General features: G+C 41.8%; 17 protein-coding genes. All 17 read left to right on the top strand.

Features of this window, described 5'->3' with window-relative positions:
* Positions 1 to 5 precede the first annotated feature (5 nt).
* Positions 6 to 758: a fimbrial biogenesis chaperone gene (locus ACU696_RS20615; protein ID WP_109912784.1), complete on the top strand. Its 753-nt coding sequence runs from the start codon at positions 6 to 8 to the stop codon at positions 756 to 758.
* 10 nt (positions 759 to 768) lie between these two features.
* On the top strand, positions 769 to 1,383 hold the full coding sequence (locus ACU696_RS20610) for a fimbrial protein (RefSeq protein ID WP_117162613.1): 615 nt from the start codon (positions 769 to 771) through the stop codon (positions 1,381 to 1,383).
* Between the two features lie 2 nt (positions 1,384 to 1,385).
* Positions 1,386 to 2,507: a fimbrial protein gene (locus ACU696_RS20605; RefSeq protein WP_004907648.1), complete on the top strand. Its 1,122-nt coding sequence runs from the start codon at positions 1,386 to 1,388 to the stop codon at positions 2,505 to 2,507.
* Positions 2,508 to 2,515: 8 nt separating this feature from the next.
* Positions 2,516 to 3,079 (top strand): fimbrial protein, encoded by a 564-nt coding sequence (locus ACU696_RS20600; RefSeq protein WP_004907651.1) that lies wholly within the window; start codon positions 2,516 to 2,518, stop codon positions 3,077 to 3,079.
* Between the two features lie 10 nt (positions 3,080 to 3,089).
* A complete protein-coding gene (locus tag ACU696_RS20595) occupies positions 3,090 to 4,760 on the top strand; it encodes an O-antigen ligase family protein (RefSeq protein ID WP_109912782.1) in 1,671 nt (556 codons plus the stop codon).
* Positions 4,761 to 4,870: 110 nt separating this feature from the next.
* Positions 4,871 to 5,068: a DUF4762 family protein gene (locus ACU696_RS20590; RefSeq protein WP_004907658.1), complete on the top strand. Its 198-nt coding sequence runs from the start codon at positions 4,871 to 4,873 to the stop codon at positions 5,066 to 5,068.
* A gap of 79 nt (positions 5,069 to 5,147) precedes the next feature.
* Positions 5,148 to 5,834, top strand: coding sequence for a thiol:disulfide interchange protein DsbA/DsbL (locus tag ACU696_RS20585; RefSeq protein WP_231136532.1), 687 nt, complete (start codon positions 5,148 to 5,150; stop codon positions 5,832 to 5,834).
* Positions 5,834 to 6,787, top strand: coding sequence for an ABC transporter (locus ACU696_RS20580; RefSeq protein WP_447343233.1), 954 nt, complete (start codon positions 5,834 to 5,836; stop codon positions 6,785 to 6,787). The genes ACU696_RS20585 and ACU696_RS20580 overlap by 1 nt, the downstream gene beginning before the upstream one ends.
* A 6-nt stretch (positions 6,788 to 6,793) precedes the next feature.
* On the top strand, positions 6,794 to 8,998 hold the full coding sequence (locus ACU696_RS20575) for a peptidase domain-containing ABC transporter (protein WP_109912779.1): 2,205 nt from the start codon (positions 6,794 to 6,796) through the stop codon (positions 8,996 to 8,998).
* Positions 8,995 to 10,176, top strand: coding sequence for an efflux RND transporter periplasmic adaptor subunit (locus ACU696_RS20570; RefSeq protein WP_245211120.1), 1,182 nt, complete (start codon positions 8,995 to 8,997; stop codon positions 10,174 to 10,176). Before ACU696_RS20575 ends, ACU696_RS20570 begins: the two co-directional genes overlap by 4 nt.
* Positions 10,176 to 12,149, top strand: coding sequence for an ABC transporter permease (locus ACU696_RS20565; protein ID WP_109912778.1), 1,974 nt, complete (start codon positions 10,176 to 10,178; stop codon positions 12,147 to 12,149). The genes ACU696_RS20570 and ACU696_RS20565 overlap by 1 nt, the downstream gene beginning before the upstream one ends.
* Positions 12,150 to 12,151: 2 nt before the next feature.
* On the top strand, positions 12,152 to 13,564 hold the full coding sequence (locus ACU696_RS20560) for an efflux transporter outer membrane subunit (protein WP_123382305.1): 1,413 nt from the start codon (positions 12,152 to 12,154) through the stop codon (positions 13,562 to 13,564).
* Positions 13,561 to 14,814, top strand: a complete 1,254-nt coding sequence (locus ACU696_RS20555; RefSeq protein ID WP_109912777.1) for a beta-ketoacyl-[acyl-carrier-protein] synthase family protein — start codon at positions 13,561 to 13,563, stop codon at positions 14,812 to 14,814. Before ACU696_RS20560 ends, ACU696_RS20555 begins: the two co-directional genes overlap by 4 nt.
* Positions 14,811 to 15,620: a MaoC family dehydratase gene (locus ACU696_RS20550; RefSeq protein ID WP_109912776.1), complete on the top strand. Its 810-nt coding sequence runs from the start codon at positions 14,811 to 14,813 to the stop codon at positions 15,618 to 15,620. Before ACU696_RS20555 ends, ACU696_RS20550 begins: the two co-directional genes overlap by 4 nt.
* A 19-nt stretch (positions 15,621 to 15,639) precedes the next feature.
* Positions 15,640 to 15,891, top strand: a complete 252-nt coding sequence (locus ACU696_RS20545) for an acyl carrier protein (RefSeq protein WP_004907686.1) — start codon at positions 15,640 to 15,642, stop codon at positions 15,889 to 15,891.
* A gap of 1 nt (position 15,892) precedes the next feature.
* Positions 15,893 to 16,633, top strand: a complete 741-nt coding sequence (locus tag ACU696_RS20540; protein ID WP_004907691.1) for an SDR family NAD(P)-dependent oxidoreductase — start codon at positions 15,893 to 15,895, stop codon at positions 16,631 to 16,633.
* Between the two features lie 407 nt (positions 16,634 to 17,040).
* Complete coding sequence (locus ACU696_RS20535; RefSeq protein ID WP_209101741.1) at positions 17,041 to 19,485, top strand: DMSO/selenate family reductase complex A subunit; 2,445 nt, start codon at positions 17,041 to 17,043, stop codon at positions 19,483 to 19,485.
* Positions 19,486 to 19,489 lie beyond the last annotated feature (4 nt).

Below are 19,489 nucleotides of genomic sequence, written 5' to 3'. Positions count from 1 at the left end.
AGAAAATGGCGATTCGTATAAATAAATGGGTAGGTGGTTTGCTAGTTATGATGGTTGGCGTAGGGCAATCATATGCGGGTATTTCACTGGATAGAACACGACTGATTATTACAGGCGATGAAAATTCTGCGAGTGCTAATTTATCAAACACCAGCTCAAGTATTCCTTTTCTTGCTCAGTCATGGGTTGAAGATGCCAATGGGAAAAAAATCACATCGCCATTAGTTGTATTGCCACCATTACAGCGCATTAATGGTGGGCAAAAAGGGGTTGCCCGTGTTTCAAAAACAGCCGAGATAGATAAGTTACCCCAAGACCGAGAAAGCCTGTTTTATTTAAATGTGCGCGAAGTTCCGCCAAAACCCGATAAACCGAATGTTTTACAGTTAGCGATGCAATCGCGCATTAAATTATTTTATCGGCCGACAGCCATTATTCCTGAGTCTAAAAGTGCAGTTTGGCAAGACCAAGTCATATTTTATAAACAGGGAAATAATTGGCGTGCTGAAAACCCAACCCCTTATTTTGTGACCATTATTAGCCTTAATAATAAACCGGTGGCAGAAGGTGGAAAAAAACTAACTGATTTTCCAGGGGTGATGATTGCACCTAAATCGCATCTCGATATTAAGGTCAATAGTTCAGGCGAGAGTTTCACCATGATGTATGTGAATGATTATGGTGGTCATCCAGAACTTAAATACAGTTGTAGCGGAAATACGTGTAAAGCGTTACCACCAGAGCAACAGATTCGCTAGGAGTATTGATATGAACATTAGGTGCTTAGGGATAGTGTTATTGGGGCTAGGAAGTTTCTCCGCAGTTGCAGAAATTGCGGATGAAAAGCTGTCCCGCCAAACATTGCTAGACGTACATAGTACTGTGCATTTTACAGGGAGCGTCTATGCATCGCCTTGTGTTCTTGAATTAGAAACACAAGAGCAGTATGTCGATTTAGGTGAAATCAATGCTAGAGAGTTTCATCGTATTGGCGATAGAAGTACTCCTGTTGCATTTAATATTCGCCTCAAAGATTGCCAACGCGGAGCATCCAAGTCATTTGTGAATTCTGCCGGAGAAGCAACTCAAAATGCGCAGCGTTATTACTTGACGGGAGAAAGCGCTGTTTCATTGAGCATTGCGGGAGATACGGATTTTTTTAACCCTGATCTGGTGCGAGTGACAGGTGATATTCGAGGTGCCGGGTTGCGTATTTCTAGTAAAGAACATCAAAACCTAATGGTCAACCAGCCAACAAGTTCATGGGTGATCAAACCTGGCGATAATAACATCACACTTAATGCATCATTGGAATCTACAGCACGGTCTGTTTCGGCGGGAACCTTTAGCGGATTAGTTAGGCTAAAACTGGAGTATTTATAACCATGTTTGTATCCAACAACAAAAAACTAAAAGATATGACTATTGTGGCTGGTTTACTCACAATAGGGGTCTTGCCGTTATCTGCTTTAGGTTATCCTCACGGTTCCGCTATACCGGACGGGGGAACTTATACATTCGAAGCGAGAATGAATAATCAATTACTCGTTAATGAGAAGGATGCAGAAACGGTATTCAATTTTGATGTGGGTAACTGGCCTTACTTTGATATTTACTGCCAAAGCTACATGAATCCAGGAGGGGTTGGGAATACCGGTCCTGATTCAGGAATGACATTTGATTTAATGTCAACTATTCCTACATCAATGCAAAACCCGGGGTACCTGAACCTTAATGAATATTTTGATGTAAAAGTTGAAATTCAAATAGGGGGAAGGGTTGGTCAGAAAGTCACTGTTCCAGTGAAGGATATGTGGAATGGGGGTTCTGACCCAATAGAGTGTAGACCACCGAGTGTTAATAGCCGTGATTATGGTGTCGAGCTACGGACAGGGTCGAGTGGAACAATCACGTTTAGACTGAAAAAACCGATTATTAATGGCATTACCATCAACCAAGCGGAACTGGTGCAGGTTTTTGCTAAAAAAGGCAGTCCAGCGAATGGCAGTACAGCTTATGCGCCAATTCCATCAACTCGAGTCGTTTTAGGGGCAGGAATTATCACGGTTGCTGATGAGTGTACGATTAATGAAGGCAACCCAATAGATATTAATTTTCTTGATGTGGCAAACACGAGTGAACAGTTAAATGGCACTAATTATGCTCAGCCCTTTAAGATCCCAGTTAAATGTACCGGTGGCAGTTTTACGACAGGTGATTTAAATATTAAGCTGTCATTGTTGCCAGGAGCGTCAGGCAGCGCGGATTTTAACCCTGATTATTTCGGTACGTTAAAGAACGGTGTGAAACGCACAAATCTTGGCATTGTGGTGACTGATAATTTGACCGGAACCTTGGTAAGACCAAACCAAGCTTATCAAGTGCCTAATTTTATCAATAACCAAGGCACTTGGAACTTAACGGCTGCGCCAATAGCTGCGCCTGGTAGCAGCGTGGAAGAAGGTGAATTTACAAGTACCGGGACAATTCTTGCTGAATTCCAATGAGGCCGATCATGCGAAATAATAATCAGATAAAGCGTAATAAATATTTATTGTCGATTGGCTTATATTTACTAATCTCAGGGTCGGTGAGTGCAAGTGTGATCCCGAGTAATATGGGAAGCTATTCATTCAGAGGCATGGTTGTTGCTACGCCATGTCAGATAGCGCCGGGAAGTGAGAAGGTCCCTGTTGATTTTCAACAAATTTCGGTTAAAGACCTTTATAAAGAAGGTAAGTCGAAACCTTTAATTTTCTCAATCCATTTAACGAATTGTAATACGACCATATTTAAATCGGTGACAGTGACTTTTAATGGAATTGAAAATAAAAATCTTCCTGACCATCTTGCGATTAGTGACCAAAGTGAGGCAAGCGGAATCGGTATTGGGTTATTAAACTTAAATGAAACACCCATAGAATTGAATACGCCATCATTAGCGCAAAATTTGGCAAAAAATGATACGGAAATTCAATTCAAGGCTTATGTCGAAGCTGAGCCAGAAGCGAGAATTAACGAAACGATTACCTATGGGAATTTTTATAGCACTGCATACTATACATTAAATTATCAATAACGAATGAAACATGATGTTTGCAATCAAAATTAAAGATAATAAAAAAGAAAGTTATCCATGGGTACTTTTAGTTTTTGTCGTTATATTTTTTGGCATTATATTGCATATTTATCTGCCGAATATGGGCGGAACAGGTTTGTCATTGCCATTCAATATAATTAGTGGTTTTTTTATTGCTTTTTTTATTGTGATGATTAGTATTACACAAATTAAAAATTTAACCTTATACTATTCTAAGTCGAGTAATTATATTACGATTGGGTTAGTCTTATTATTAGGCTTGTGTTTTTTTGCGCCAGAAAATTACCAGCTTAATGCGTACTTGACTGCGTATTGGTTATTGGGGGCGTTGTTTTTTTATCAAGCTTTATTGCAAATAAATATTTCAGAAACTGTATTGAAAATAATTGTTTGCAGTGTATTATTTGCTGCTATTATTGAGAGTCTATATTCAATAGCACAGGTTTTTAATTTTTTTCCGATATCAGGGGATAGGCCATATGGTGTATTCCAACAAGTTAATGTTCTTTCTAGTTTTATTTGTGTTGGTATTGCCAGTGCAATAGGCATGTTTATTTTAATGAGAACTGTCACACGGTATGCGTTTGCCATTATCATTGTGAGTCTCATTTTAATGAGCATGGTATTGCCATTGTCCCAATCATTAACTGGATATTTAAATTTATTATTAATTGTTATTGTTTTTTATTTTTTCGCAAAGTATCATCGTCAATATATTGTTTACTCTTTAATAGCGATTGTTATCGGTCTTATTATTGGCTATGGAATAAAAGTTAGTTTTAATATTTCTGACTTTTCTGAAAGTAAATTACAAACATCACATATTAGATGGGTGCTATGGCAACATAGTTTATATTTATTTAGCGAAAATATTTTATTTGGTTCTGGGGTTGGTAGTTTTGAATCTGTATTTTTAGAGCGTTTTGGTGGTGGTTTGCTAGGAACCAGTGAAAAGGTTATTTCACATCCACACAATGAGATATTGCGTTGGATGGTTGAAGGTGGGTTAGTTGGTATTGCGGCAATATTGTTAGTTATTATTGGTGGTGTGCATCTACTTTATTCTTCATTAAAAAATAAAAATAACAATTATGTTTTTTTAGTTATTGCGTTACCAATTGTTTTTCATATGATGACAGAGTTTCCATTGTGGCTATCCATACCTCATGGTGTGGTATTGATATTGTTAATACGTTGTGCCGATGTTCCAACTAAAAAATATTCATTGAATAAGTTTGTAGGGTATTTTTCGAAAACAATTATTGCGTTAGGTGGTTTGTTATCCATGGGGTTATTGTATTTTACTTTGCAAACACAGCAATATTTAACATATATAGAAAAAACAGGACAGCAGTATCTTCTTTCAATGAATGAGCCTGATTATAGTGAATGGAAATACTATTTAATCGATGACCGTTACAAATTGGATCTCAATATGGGGTATTTATTACGCTATAACGAGACACAAGACCCTTATTATTTGAATTTATTTTCATCTTGGGCAGAAAACTATTCGCGTTCTTGCCCAGATCTTAATGTTTATTTTTCTTGGATCCTTGTTTTAAATGAATTAGGTGAGAAAGAGAAAACAAAAAGCGTCAAAGAAAAAGCGATTTTTTTATTTGATAATAATGAGAAATTAGAAGGATTGAATTTTTAATTATTCATGCGGTAATTCGTGTGTTAATTAAAAATATAAAGGATTTATTGGTGTTAATTATCAATAAATAGGGCGTTTTATTAATTAAAATCTATATTAAAGGAAATAACATGAAAAAGTTAAATGCTATCGAAGCTGCTGCTGTAGTTGGTGGAACAAAACAAGTTTGTACTAATTCTTACGAGAGCATCACTGTTGGTGGTGTTAAATCTTGCCAATTAGTGACCACTTGTACTGATAAGCACGGTAATAAAACATACAAAGCAAAAGCTGTTGGTGCATCAAACTGTGATGTAACAGCTCCATAGTATTAAATTTGATTTTTATTAATTGATACATGGGGAGCTATCCCCATGTATTTTTCGTACCGGAATGGAATTAACTGTTATGAATACTCGTTTTAAACCAATAACTATTACACTTTATACTCTATTTGTTATTATCGCTTCTTCACTCATGACGGTTTTGTTCTATCATATTTTTGTTTTTAACACTTTCTCAAATGATGATGCACAAAGCTCTTCTTTTATTGAATTTAATAGTGAACAAGTTTTATTGAGTCCAATAAAAGAAAATAACAGTATCATAGAAGTCCTTTCTTATGGTTGCCATTATTGTGCCGTAAATCATGATAATGTCAGTCAATTCGAAAAAACACTCCCTGAGAACGTCAACTTTAAAGTCGTGCATTTAGCCATGGATAATAATATGGGGCTTGCTGCCTATGCGCCTATTTTTGCGACATTGGAAGAGATGGGGGTGGAATCTCAATACCGTCAGGATCTTTATACCGCAGTTATCAATGATAAGCTTGATTTAGCTAATAAAGATGTCTTAAACCAATGGTTAAAACAGCACAATGTTGATTCAACCCAATACCTAAAAACCAGTGAGAGCCAAGCGGTTCAAGAACGCCTGAAAAACATGCTTGAAATTAGCAAGTTTTATCAAATTACTGGAACACCTGCATTTATTATCAATAAACGCTATGTCGTCTATCAAGACCGTGATTTTGCAGACTTTACTGCTTATATGCTTGAGTTATTAGACAAAAGCAATAAGGAGTTACGGTGATCCGGTTTTGCATTGTCTGGACGGTATTTACAGTGAAAAACTGTTTGATGCCGTTTAAAAAAGGATATCAAAAACTTAATCATAGTGGACTTGCCTTTTTACGGTTGTTATTGCGCCGAGGCTATATCACATCGGTATTATTTGTCTCCAATTTATTATGTCGCGTCGGCTTATTAGGTCGTCAATATCGTAATCGGAATAAAGTCGCCACGGAAAACTTTCGTAGTTTAATGGAAACGAAAGGGCATATTGATATGAGCTGGATAGCTGTTCGACGCTTCATTTTGGAAGAGGCAGCCACATGGGGACAAAACCAAAAAATCATGGCGCAAGTTCGAGTTTGTACCCTTGAACTTGATAGCGTCGTTGCGCCTTTGCACCAACAAAATAACCCCGTTGTACTTGCTCCATTGCATATGGTTTCTGATGTTTTAGCTACCATGGTTGGCGCGGGGGTGACTCCAGGCAATGCGACGGTGGTGGTTTCGTTGAGTGCAGAACAGCAGAAGTATAACGCCTCGGCACGTGAGTTAGGGCAGGTGAATTTATCGTATTGTTCTATTCATCAAGGGAATAAAGTATTAGCTAGCCAGTTAATGACTGCGATGACAGAAGCGGCGACAGGGCAAAAGAATATAATTGTTTTTCCTGATATCACCCCTGATTACACGGTTCAAACAGAAGAAGGGGCGTCGAGCAAATTATCGTGCCATTTATTTAACCGTGCAGCAAAGCTGCACAATGGTGTAGTGCGTTTATCCAGTGCGATTTCGGCACAGGTGGTTTTTTATCATCTGTACTACCAAAACGGTTTAAAAATCAAGGTTTATCCGCCTGTTGCAGCAAAAGATGTTGCAACTCAAATGCCCGCCATCATTGAAAATGCGGTTCGTCATTATCCCAATGATTGGCTTTTATGGCATAGCCATTCACTTTATTTTATTAGCCATTAAATAATAATGAAAAATATTATTCCAAATTTTGTTTCTCAAGAAGAAACCAATGAATGTGGCTTAGCATGTATTGCGATGTTAGCACAAACTCAAGGTCTCAATGTTTCTCTTGAAACGCTGCGAGAGGTGTATCCAGCATCGGATCATGGAACTTCTTTGATTGACCTTTCGTCCATTTTAGCTAATTACGGTGTTGCGACGACACCAGTGCTATTTGAGCACCAAGAGCTCAATAGCTTACCACTTCCCGCTATTTTACATTACGGAGCAAGCCATTTTGTACTGCTTGCTTATCGCAAAGGAAATAACGTGTGCGTGATGAACCCTGCAATTGGGCAGCAGTGGTTACCTTTCTCTGCATTAAAAGCGGAAATCAGCGGTTACGCATTAATTTTAGAACCAGATACTGCGCTGGAAAAAATTGAATCACTCGCACCAGAAGACAGAAATGATGGGACTACAGGGAAAAAAGCCCCTCATGCAATGAGTCTGAAAGAAACCTCAGAAATTCGTGGTGTTTATTGGTTGATGATATTCGCTTTTTTGGTTTCTTTAACGCTATTTTTAATGCCAGCAATGGTGAGCAATGCGATCAACCAAGCTTTTTCCGACGCTAAAAATGCCATTTTCCCTTACGGCTGGTTCATTGTTGCCTTTGTGGTTGCAACACTGTTAGCACTCGGCGTGAGAATACTAAGCGAGCGTTTCGTAAAACACTTTGTGTTGATTAAAAGCGGGGTGGGTTTTTCACGTTTATTGAGTAATCCATTGCGCTTTTTTGAAAAACGCGCCCCCGGGGATGTGTTTAGCCGTTTTGTTGCTTGGCAGGGGGCATTAACCGAAAAAATCGAGCTGGATAACGGGCTACGAACGGATTGGGTTATTTGTGCGATAGCATTAGGTACCATGTTTTGGATTGCGCCCGTATTAGCGGCTATTTCAGCTGCGGGTGTTACCGTGATGGGCTTAATTAGTGTATGGGCGATAATTCGTGATCGGTGGTATACCCAACAGTTACAGTTAAAATCAGCAGAATTAAATGACTTTTTTATGGAGACGCTGCAGGGCATTCTGACCATAAAAACAGCAGGGATAGAAAATCAGCGTAAGGCGCAATTTGCATGGTTAAGCCGTGAATTGTTTACCTGTATGCAACGCAGAAATGTGTATCAACAAATTAAAGATGGCATCTATCAATTAACCGGTAGTTTGGAGATGGTCATTTTTATGTTAGTGGTTTTACCCATGGTGGCCAATGAGTTAATTTCTTTGGGGGATTTCTTTGCTTATAGTTTCTTGCGTCAAATTTTCACCAATTATGTGACGCGTATTTTTTATGCGATTATCCATAAGTCGCAACTGCATATTATTGATACACGTGCCCATTCTTTATTCCCTAAGAAAAGTGAGCAGGACACCGCGCCATTCCACGAAAAACAAGCCGCAGTGCTAGGAAAAGCCCCTCACTTATCTTTCAATGGGATTCATTTCAGTTATGACCCTGCGAAACCGATTTTAAATAATGTGTCATTAGACTTACCTTCAGGTACGCAGGTTGCCATTGTTGGGGAGTCAGGAGCAGGAAAAAGCACATTATTACGGACAATCGCGGGTTTATTCAGTCCACAGCAAGGAGTATGCGAGTCCAACGGTGAGGTTGTCAGTGTGCAGCAGCTTACGCAATTGGTTTGCTTGCAAAGCCAAGAAGATATTTTATTTAATGCGACCGTCTTAGATAACATCACGCTATTTGACCCTAACTTCCGCGAAAAAGATAAAAAAAGAGTCGAAGTGTTGCTTGATAAACTGGCTCTCGGTGCAGTGATTAATCAATTACCTGGTGGGGTTAATGCGTTAATAAGAGAAAGCCATGCGGCGCTGTCACTTGGGCAACGTCAACGTTTGTTATTGGCTCGTTCGTTATACAGTGCCCGTCCTATTTTGTTATTGGATGAGCCCACCGCCAATTTGGATGAAGAAACGGCGAAAATAGTCATGGCGACCATTCAGTCACATTGCCAGAAAACAGGTAAGACATTGATTGTTGTCACTCACAGTGAAGAGCTGGCGGCTAATTTCGATGCACTTTACCGAATAGTTGATGGGAAATTAAGTCTTGAGAACAGCCCTAATAAAGCCCCTTGTGTGACAACAGGTACGCCTCAACCTGAACCTTCTTTGTTAGCGGCAATGGAAGGAACTCCCTCATGACCTCTCGCCACGTAGCACCAAAATTGGGTTTAACGACTCAACGATTACGCATTTTAGGTGGGTTGGTAGCACTACTTGTGCTGATCGTGGTGATCGGCCGTTTTGTTTGGCAATCACCCGCGCCAGCGTTGCATGAAAACGTAATTTTATCGGTGGAACGTGGCGATATTGAAAAAGTTGTCATGGTCACGGGGACATTAAAGCCCTCAATACAAGTTAACGTAGGGGCTCAGGTTAACGGGCAAATCAAAAAACTGTATGTAAAACAAGGCGACAAAGTAGTTAAAGGGGAATTGTTGGCAGAAATCGACCCAACTATCCAGCAGTCTGAGCTCAAAAATGCAACCGCTCGGTTATCCAGTGCTCAGGCGCAAAAACGGGCTGCAGAAGCGACATTAATACAGTATATCAAAGCCTATCGGCGCCAAGTGGTGATGCAGAGAGATGGCTCTGGTATTCGCAGTGAATATGAACAAGCACAAGCCCAATATGAGGCGCAATTACAGCAGGTTAATGTCAATGAGGCGTTAATCACGCAATCAGAAATGGACGTGCAAACTGCACAAGCTAACCTCAATTTTACACGGATCATCGCGCCGATTAGTGGCGAAGTACTGGGTATTGTGGCGAACGAAGGGCAAACCATCGTTTCTTCACAGACAGCACCGACCATTTTAGTGCTGGCGAACCTAGATAAAATGCAGGTTCAGACACGAATTTCGGAAGCGGATATTCAAAAAATTCGCCCAGGTCAACCCCTCACATTCTATGTGATTGCGGACCCTGAAACGCACTACGAAAGTACCATGGGGTATGTTCAACCCATTCCTCCCGAAGCGCTTGATGAAAATAACAATAATTCTGGGGGGCAACAGAACAGTGCAATTTATTACAATGGAACATTTGAGGTCGATAACGCCGATCGTGCATTAAAGACATCAATGACAGCTCAAGTATTTATTCGTGTTGCACAAGCGAAAGATGCGTTACGACTCCCCGTTAGCGCACTGGGGCGAGCGGTAGGTGCAAACCAATATGAAGTGACCGTGATCAACAATGAAAAACCGGAAATTCGCACTATCAAAGTGGGGATTAATGATCGCCATTTCGTCGAAGTACTTGAGGGGATTAGCGAGGGTGAACACGTTGTTATTCAATCAGATAATGTGGCGAGTTAATGATGGCGACGACACGAAATGTATCTTTTACCCGCCCCTTGATTGAACTTCATCATGTTTACCGTGAGTTTTCAGCAGGTACGCAAACTATTCCTGTTTTGAATGATATTTCGCTATCAATTAACCAAGGAGAAATGGTCGCTATCATTGGCGCATCAGGTTCAGGTAAATCGACTCTGATGAATATCATTGGTTGTTTAGATAAGCCTTCTCAAGGAGAAGTGTTTATCAATGGGATTGCGGTTCATGAGGTGAACAGTGACCAACTGGCGGAATTACGTAGCCAATATCTTGGATTTATTTTTCAACGTTATCACCTGATGCCCTACCTGACTGCAGAGGAAAATATTGCTATCCCTGCTTTGTATACGGCAATGCCAGAAGATGAGCGGAGCGCACGAGTTGCTTTATTAGCAGAAAAGTTAGGGTTACAAACACGCTTGGATCACAAACCTTATCAGCTATCTGGTGGGCAACAGCAGCGTGTTAGTGTTTGTCGCGCCTTGGTCAATGGTGCACAAATAATTCTTGCAGATGAACCTACAGGGGCATTAGATAGCGCCAGTGGCCATGCATTGATGGATATTTTACATCAGCTTCATCTCGATGGGCACACTGTTGTGATTGTGACCCACGACCAAAATATCGCTCAGCAAACTCAGCGAATTATTGAAATTAGTGATGGAAAAATTGTTTCTGATAAGCAGAACCAAGCACAGACAGACACAAAACAACGGCACCAGCTTCCTTCTGTTGAAGATAATGGCCGTGCATCGGTGTGGCGCAATATTATTGAGTCCATTCGTATGGCATGGCGGGCCTTACTCGGTCATCGTATGCGTGCATTTTTGTCGATGTTGGGAATTATCATTGGTATTTCTTCTGTGGTGTCATCAATGGCCGTGGGGGAAGGTGCAAGACGCTCCATCATGGATGAAATCGGGAAGCTTGGTAGCACAACACTGGAAATTCGCCCCGGTACTGGGTGGGGGGCAAAGCGGCCTGATATGGAGCGTGCGTTATCGTTAAATGATGTTAAAAGCCTAAAGCAACTGCCATGGATTGAGTCTGTTTCTCCCGTCGCGAGTAGCATGACGATGGTCGTTAATAAAGGCTTGGATAACTCCATCATGCTTAATGGTGTTTCAGAAGAGTATTTTGCGGCACAAGGGTTTCAGCTTTTACATGGCAGTTTATTCAGTACGCTCGATATGGCTGACAGTGAGCCCGTTATTGTATTGGATGAAGGAAGCCGAGAAGTACTTTTTCAGCCAGAAGAAGAACCGTTAGGGCAAATTGTGCAGATTGGCCATTCACCATGGCGAATTATTGGTATTGCCCGTAAACCGGGGCCCAAAATGTCGAGTGGCTTTGTTATGGGATGGGTACCTTACTCATCGTTACAGCAACGTGTGGTCGGGGACAAACCTATTGAGTTTATTTCACTGCGCTTCCCTGAAAGCTTAACCTCTCAGCAAGCTGAATTACAGGTTGAGCGTTTGTTATTACGCGAACATGGTAAAAAGGACTTTTTTATTCAGTCGGATGACCAACTCGCCAATGCATTACAAAAAACATCCGATTCTATGTCATTACTGATCACTTCGATTGCCGCTATTTCCTTATTGGTTGGCGGCGTTGGGGTGATGAATATCATGTTGGTTTCTGTAACGGAACGAACTCATGAAATCGGGATCCGCCTTTCCGTCGGTGCGCGTCCTCAAGATATTATGAACCAATTTCTGATAGAAGCTGTGATGATTTGCTCGCTTGGCGGCTTAATTGGTATTGTCGGTTCATGGTTAACGGGGTGGATTTTCTCTTATTTCACCACTGAATTTACGATGGTGTTTACTCTGTTCCCTGTTTTATTAGCGTGCGGTTTCTCTGCTTTAATTGGTTTGGTTTTTGGTTATTTTCCTGCCCGTCGAGCTGCCAAACTCAACCCAACGGAGGCATTGGCACGCGAATGAATATCAAATCACTTTATATTATTTCTGCTTTATTTTTGCTTAATGGCTGCGGCAGTTTTACGCGTACCGAATACCAACGCCCTGAACTCACATTGCCTCAGAAGTGGGATGATAAAATACGCCAATCTGGTGCGAATGACGTGATTACGTCAGTGCAGGGGGGGAATGTTGCTGGAAATTGGTGGGATAAGTTTAAAGATCCTCTGCTATCCCAACTGATCAATCAGGTACTAGAAAATAATAATGACTTAGCTACCGCGGCAATTAAATTAAAGCTTGCGCGAAGTACTGCTGGGTTAGCAAATACCAATATAACCCCGGATTTCTCCCTTGGCGGCTCAGCAAGTAATACGAAATCCATTCGCCATGGCACTTCCCCTCAAGAAAGCTATAGCTCAAACCTAACCTTAAATTATGAAATCGATTTATGGGGAAAACTGGCACGTATTCGTGAAAAGAATGAGTGGGAAGCTATAGCAACCGAACAGGATTACCATGCAACAGCATTAGTGGTTATTAATACGACAGCACAATTATATTGGAATATTGCGCTGTTAAATCAACAGATTGATAACCTGATAGCAAGCCAAAAGATTGCAGAAAAAAGTCAGCAGCAAATTAAGTCATGGTATTTGGCAGGAAAAGTTAGCCAGCTGGATTTTTTACAATCACAGCAAACGGTGATTAGTCGAAAAAATGAATTGCGACGACTCATTAAAGAGCGTGATAGTTCCCGTAATGCATTAGCACTATTGTTAAACCGCCCTGCAGAGCAACATGTGCGTGAGCTTAGCGCACTTAATCGAAATCAACGGATTGAAATTCTTAACGCGACACCGTTGGCCGTATTAGCACAGCGGCCGGATATTCAAGCCGCCGAGTCACGTTTACGTTCCGCGCTTGCTGATTCTGACGCTGCTAAATTGAGCTTCTACCCGACACTGTCTTTGCAAGGTGCGCTTAATGCGGGTAGCCAGCTGTTTTCTCAATGGTTTAGTGACCCGACACGGGTTGTTGGGGGTTCGATTTCTTTGCCATTTATTCAGTGGAACACAGTGAAATTGACCATTGAACAATCCGACTTACAAGTGCAACAAGCTGCGGTGGCATTTCGTAGTGCGGCTTATACCGCCTTGTCAGAAGTCGATAATGCGATGGAGGCCCGTTTTGCCGCGGATGAAATTCGTCAGCAATTGCAGCAGTCATTATCACTTAGCCAGCAGCGACTAAAACTAACCAACAGCCGTTACAGAGCCGGTGCTGTGGATTATCAAACACTGCTTAATGCGCAAGATGACCTTTTAACTATTGAGAACTCATTAGCGCAAAATCAATACGATTATCTTTATGCAACGCTACAACTTTGGCTAGCACAAGGTGGCGGTAGCGCTCGACAGGAGGACAACCCATTATGAACCAAAAATCTCACTTTAAACGCGTTGTTGTCACAGGCTATGGGGCTGTCACTCCTCTGGGTGATACGGCTTCGGCATGTTGGCAAGCAATTATGGATAAAAAGCTCGGTTATCGTTACGTTGATAAAACCGCGCAAAATATCCACAGTCATTTTTTAGGGCTTATTGATAATGAACCTAGCTTAAAAGGGGTTCCCGCGGCTATTCGTCGTCGTTTACCACGCCATACGCGTTTAGCCTTGGGGGCAGCGCGGGAAGCCATGGATATGGCCTTCGCAGGCACGCCATTAACTGATTTTTATGACCCACTGATGTGCGGTGTCATTATGGGAACGGGATGGGCAGGGCTTGATGAAAGTTATATGTCAGTAAGTGAATTTGAAGCGACAGGGATGACCTCGCCTTTCAACTGTTTTTATGCAATGCCAAATGTGACAACGGCGGCTTGCAGCCAGTTTTGGAATTTGCGTGGATATCAAAATACCACCATCGCGGCTTGTGCGACAGGCACTATTGCGATTGGTGATGCTTTTGAAGCGATTCGTCATGGACGAGCCGATATGATGCTCGCTGGTGCAGGGGAGTCCTTGCGGACAGATTGTGCTGTATGGAATATCGATGTTCTTGGTGCTTTAACACGTGAAGCGGAAGACCCGACTCGTGCCAGTTGCCCATTTAGCGCAGATCGCAGTGGTTTTGTCCTTTCTGAAGGTGCGGCCGTGTTGTGTTTAGAAGAGCGTGAGAGCGCTATTTCTCGTGGCGCCACCATTTTGGGCGAGATTACAGGGTATGCGAATTTTTCTGATGCCTTTGATTTTACATCACCAGCAGAAGATTGTGTTGCCCGAGTGAAAACCATTGAAATGGCTTTACAACAAGCGGGAGCTGCTCCTGAATCTCTCGATTATATCAATGCCCATGGAACCTCAACGGCTCTTAATGACTTAAATGAAACAGAATCATTGAAAAAGGCATTAGGTGCGGCAGCTTACCAAGTCCCAATATCCAGTACGAAATCCTATACGGGACATTTAATTGCCGCTGCTGGCAGCTTTGAAACCATTATTTGCTTGCAAGCGATGGCGCATGGTGTGATGCCTGCAACTGCGAACTTGCACCACTCGGACCCGCAATGTGACCTCGATTATATCCCTAATGAACACCGCATTGGTGAAGTTAAGCGTGCATTAAACCTAAGTTTTGGTTTTGGTGGGGCAAATGCGGCACTGATTTTAGAGAAAGCGTCATGAGGACTTTACGCTATACCCTTGAGGATGCAAAACAGTGGGCCTCATTTTCTGGTGATGATAACCCGATTCATTTCGACCTTGAATGGGTCAAAGCAAAGGGTGGAGATCAACTGAGTGTGCATGGCATGCGTGCATTACTCGATGTGAAACAATTCGCGAGTGAATCATTAAATCATCCATTATTGGCTTCAAAAGAGGTTACCGCCCCTGAGTTTATCAAATGTGTTGTGCGACTGCGTAATCCCCTGTGGAACGATAAAGATTATCAATTAGTTGCACGAAATAAAGCGGGGTCTGTAGCTTTACTTTCTTCTGATACACAACAAAATTGCTTAACTTGCCAATTGTCGAACAGTCCTCCACCTGTATTACATGAAATCGCCAATGAGATAACGATTTCGGCCGCAGAGATGGTGAAATTGCAGTCAATATTTTCTCAGTTTTCCAACGAAATGTATGAATGGCAGTTTATTGACGCAGTTTTGTTCTGGTACTTAATTCATGATAGCTCGTTATTTGAACAACAAGAAATCGCACAATGGCTGCCGGTCGGCTCAACATTGAAAGATATTTTTTGCCGTTATCCTATCGTACAAACCCATCAAGAGGTGGTGTTTGACCGTGAACTTCTGACTAAATGGGTTCCTATCACCTCTCCTGAGCCTATTTACCTACGTATTTTGCCGGCCTTAGTGATCGCCGATAGTGAGAGTGGTCGATTAGTGAGTATTAGTATCGCTGCTCGTTACAGAGAAAAAATAATAAATAATTCAATAACATTGAAAGTTAATTCAATAACTCAATAAGAATGCAAGGATAAAACAAATGAGCCAATATCAAGAAATTTATACCAAAATTAGTGACATGATCTGTGACGCAAAAGATTTAGAAGCAGAAGAGCTGAATGCGGAGATGACTTTAGTCCAGTTAGAGTTCGATAGCTTAGATTATGTTGAACTTATGGTGCTGGTTAAACGTGACTTTAATGTTGCTTTAGATGCGGAATTTTTCCTAGAACATCCAGAAATTTCGGTGAAAGCGTTGTGTGAACATATTGATAAGGAGTCGAAATCTTAAAATGGCAAATAATCAATGGATACTCGTGACGGGAGGAAGCCGAGGAATTGGACTTGCACTGGTTAGCGAATTGCGACGCCATTGGAATGTAGTTTTTACTGGGCGTAGCGTTGATGGTGTTAATGAAACTCAAGCGAATCTTGAAAACCCCGATTTAGATACATGGGTGAAAGGATCCCCGTGTGATGGTAAAAATGAAGCCCAAGTTGATGCGCTTTCTAGCTCGTTATTGGAACAATTTGGAGCGCCTACGGCGATTATTCATAATGCAGGTATCACTAGGGATGCCTTACATATTCATCAAGATGCTGAAATCTGGCGAGACGTGCTAGAGAACAACGTCATTTCCGTGATGAATTGGCACCGTAAATTATTACCTGCCATGTTGATGGCGGGGAGTGGCTCAATCGTATTGATGTCATCAATTACTGGGTTAAAAGGCAATATTGGTCAAACAGCTTATGCGGCGAGTAAATCGGCGATGATGGGGTTGACGCGTTCATTGGCTCATGAAGTTGGGCGTTTTGGATTACGTGTGAATTGTATTGCTCCGGGGCTTATTGATAGTGATATGACCCGTGCAATGCCTGAAGCTAAATTAAAAGCTATGTGCCAAAACATCCCTTTACGTCGCTTAGGGCAACCTCAAGAAGTGGCAGAGCTAGTTGAATTTTTGATTGGTAATAACAGCCAGTACCTAACCGGGCAAACATTGGTCTTAGATGGTGGGTTAACGGCATAATCGACAGTTTAAGTGCTGTTAAAAGAAAAAAGTCACTAGATAAGGTTAGTTTCTATGTTTCCCCTTAAACGCTTTAGTCAATTTTCGTTTAAGGGGATTTTTTATGGATAGAGACTCGGAAATAAATGAAAAACAGTAAACTCAAGTTAAAGAAGAATGGAATTATATTATTTCAATTTAATTCATAATTAAACATTAAAAATAATTATTTTAATTTTAGTCTGGCTTGAATGACTCGATATAACGTATCAAAACCACACAATTTGTATTGGATTGTTGATCGTGCACAATACCCCACGGTGCCTCGGTTATAGAATGGTAATTGGAAGTTGATAAATAAATTAAAGATAAAAATAAATTTCAGAAAACCATTTTAAAACGCTGAAGCAATGTAAAGTGAGGCAGATATGAGTAAAGCATTATCTGAGGGAGTACTCCAATCGGAGATCAGCCGCAGGAAGCTAATGCAAACCAGTACCGTCGGGGGACTCGCACTTGCAAGTGGAGCGCTAAGTTTACCTTTTAATAGTGTTGCTAATACCAGTGAAACCGCATCCAAAACAACCATACCTGAAGAGAAAATAGTTTGGAGCGCATGTACTGTTAACTGTGGGAGTCGCTGCCCACTGCGTATGCATGTGGTTGATGGTGAAATCAAATATGTCGAAACCGATAATACCGGAGATGATGTTTACGGCAATAATCACCAAGTTAAAGCCTGTTTACGTGGTCGCTCAATGCGCCGTCGTGTCTATAACCCTGACCGCTTGAAATACCCAATGTTGCGCGTTGGGGCGCGTGGTGAAGGTAAATTCAAACAAATCAGTTGGGATGAAGCCTACGATCTAATCAGTGGTAACCTAAAACGAATTATTGCCGATTATGGTAATGAAGCAGTGTATTTGAACTATGGTACTGGCACATTAGGTGGCACAGTCGCACGTTCATGGCCGCCAGCGAATTCACCCATCGCCCGTTTGATGAACTGTATGGGCGGCTATTTAAACCATTACGGAACCTACAGTACGGCACAAATCAGCTGTGCAATGCCGTATACCTATGGTAGCGGAGCGGGTAATAGCGTTTCCGATATCGAAAACTCAAAGCTGGTGGTTCTCTTCGGTAACAACCCTGCAGAAACCCGTATGAGTGGTGGTGGGATTACTTATCAATTAGAACAAGCTCGTGAGCGTTCTAATGCAAGAATGATAGTGATCGACCCGCGTTATACTGATACAGCAGCAGGGCGTGAAGATGAGTGGATCCCAATCCGCCCAGGAACAGACGCCGCATTAGTGGCAGGGATCGCCCATGTGTTGATCACTGAAGATATGGTTGATCAACCCTTCTTAGACCAATATTGTGTAGGTTATGATGAGAAAACCCTGCCAGCAGATGCCCCGAAAAGCAGCCACTATAAAGCGTATATTTTAGGCCAAGGGGATGATGGCGTAGAAAAAACACCACAATGGGCTGCGCAGATTACCGGTATTCCGGCTGATAAAATCATTAAACTCGCGCGTGAAATCGGTTCTGCAAAACCTGCGTATATTAGCCAAGGTTGGGGGCCGCAACGTCATTCGAATGGTGAACAAACCGCACGTGCGATTGCGATGTTACCGATTTTAACCGGTAATGTTGGCATCAATGGTGGTAATACAGGGGCTCGTGAAGGGAATTATGATATTCCATTTGAGCGGATGCCAACGTTAGAAAACCCAGTCAAAGCAAGCATTTCCGTATTTTTATGGACTGATGCAATAGAGCGCGGCCCAGAAATGACCGCAACTCATGATGGCGTACGCGGCAAAGATAAACTGGATGTTCCGATTAAGTTTATTTGGAACTACGCCAGCAACAGCTTAATTAATCAACACTCTGATATTAATAAAACGCATGACATTCTTCAGGATGATAAAAAATGCGAAATGATAGTAGTGATTGATAACCATATGACCGCCTCAGCGAAATATGCGGATTTAGTCCTACCAGATTGCACCGCCTCTGAACAAATGGATTTTTGTTTGGATGGTGCCGCCAGTAATATGGGGTATGTCATTTTCGCCAGCCAAGCTATCGAACCGCGTTTTGAGAGTAAAACAGTGTATGAAATGTGTACACAAATTGCGCGTCGCATGGGCGTTGAAGAGAAATTCACCGAAGGGCGAACCCAAGAAGAGTGGCTACGCCATTTGTATGAAATCTCACGACAAAAGTTACCTGAGCTACCTGATTTTGAGACATTCCAGCAGCAAGGAATTTATAAAAAAATGGACCCGCAAGGGCATTTTGTAGCACACAAAGCCTTCCGTGAAGACCCTATTGGTAATCCATTAAATACCCCGTCAGGAAAGATTGAGATCTATTCATCTCGCTTAGCGGATATTGCGAAAACATGGACTCTAGCGGAAGGTGATTTGATATCAGCACTTCCAATGTATTCCCCAGGCTTTGAAAGCCATGATGATAAGCTCACCGAAAAATACCCACTGCAATTGAGTGGTTTTCACTATAAATCACGAGTTCACTCCACCTACGGTAACGTTGATGTGATCAAGGCGGCTTGTTTACAAGAGATGTGGATCAACCCTATTGATGCAAAACGTCGCAATATTAAAGATGGCGACATGGTGCGAATTTACAACGATAGAGGGGAAGTACAGATCACTGCCAAAGTGACTCCACGCATCATCCCAGGCGTTGTCGCAATGGGGGAAGGGGCTTGGTACGCACCTGATGAAAACAAGGTAGACCATGGTGGTAGCCTAAACGTACTGACGACTCAACGCCCGTCACCGTTAGCGAAAGGTAATCCGCAACACAGTAATTTGGTTGAAGTGGCAAGGGTATAGGGGG

This window comes from Providencia sp. PROV_01 (assembly GCF_053098325.1).
Note: the sequence above shows the minus strand (reverse complement) of the source record. Positions and strands in the feature narration are given on the sequence as shown.

Coding starts and splice junctions, on each gene's coding strand:
- ACU696_RS20540 (WP_004907691.1), top strand. CDS start 15,893: ATGGCAAATAATCAATGGATACTCGTGACGGGAGGAAGCCGAGGAATT.
- ACU696_RS20610 (WP_117162613.1), top strand. CDS start 769: ATGAACATTAGGTGCTTAGGGATAGTGTTATTGGGGCTAGGAAGTTTC.
- ACU696_RS20590 (WP_004907658.1), top strand. CDS start 4,871: ATGAAAAAGTTAAATGCTATCGAAGCTGCTGCTGTAGTTGGTGGAACA.
- ACU696_RS20585 (WP_231136532.1), top strand. CDS start 5,148: ATGAATACTCGTTTTAAACCAATAACTATTACACTTTATACTCTATTT.
- ACU696_RS20615 (WP_109912784.1), top strand. CDS start 6: ATGGCGATTCGTATAAATAAATGGGTAGGTGGTTTGCTAGTTATGATG.
- ACU696_RS20535 (WP_209101741.1), top strand. CDS start 17,041: ATGAGTAAAGCATTATCTGAGGGAGTACTCCAATCGGAGATCAGCCGC.
- ACU696_RS20595 (WP_109912782.1), top strand. CDS start 3,090: ATGATGTTTGCAATCAAAATTAAAGATAATAAAAAAGAAAGTTATCCA.
- ACU696_RS20570 (WP_245211120.1), top strand. CDS start 8,995: ATGACCTCTCGCCACGTAGCACCAAAATTGGGTTTAACGACTCAACGA.
- ACU696_RS20605 (WP_004907648.1), top strand. CDS start 1,386: ATGTTTGTATCCAACAACAAAAAACTAAAAGATATGACTATTGTGGCT.
- ACU696_RS20575 (WP_109912779.1), top strand. CDS start 6,794: ATGAAAAATATTATTCCAAATTTTGTTTCTCAAGAAGAAACCAATGAA.
- ACU696_RS20545 (WP_004907686.1), top strand. CDS start 15,640: ATGAGCCAATATCAAGAAATTTATACCAAAATTAGTGACATGATCTGT.
- ACU696_RS20550 (WP_109912776.1), top strand. CDS start 14,811: ATGAGGACTTTACGCTATACCCTTGAGGATGCAAAACAGTGGGCCTCA.
- ACU696_RS20565 (WP_109912778.1), top strand. CDS start 10,176: ATGATGGCGACGACACGAAATGTATCTTTTACCCGCCCCTTGATTGAA.
- ACU696_RS20600 (WP_004907651.1), top strand. CDS start 2,516: ATGCGAAATAATAATCAGATAAAGCGTAATAAATATTTATTGTCGATT.
- ACU696_RS20555 (WP_109912777.1), top strand. CDS start 13,561: ATGAACCAAAAATCTCACTTTAAACGCGTTGTTGTCACAGGCTATGGG.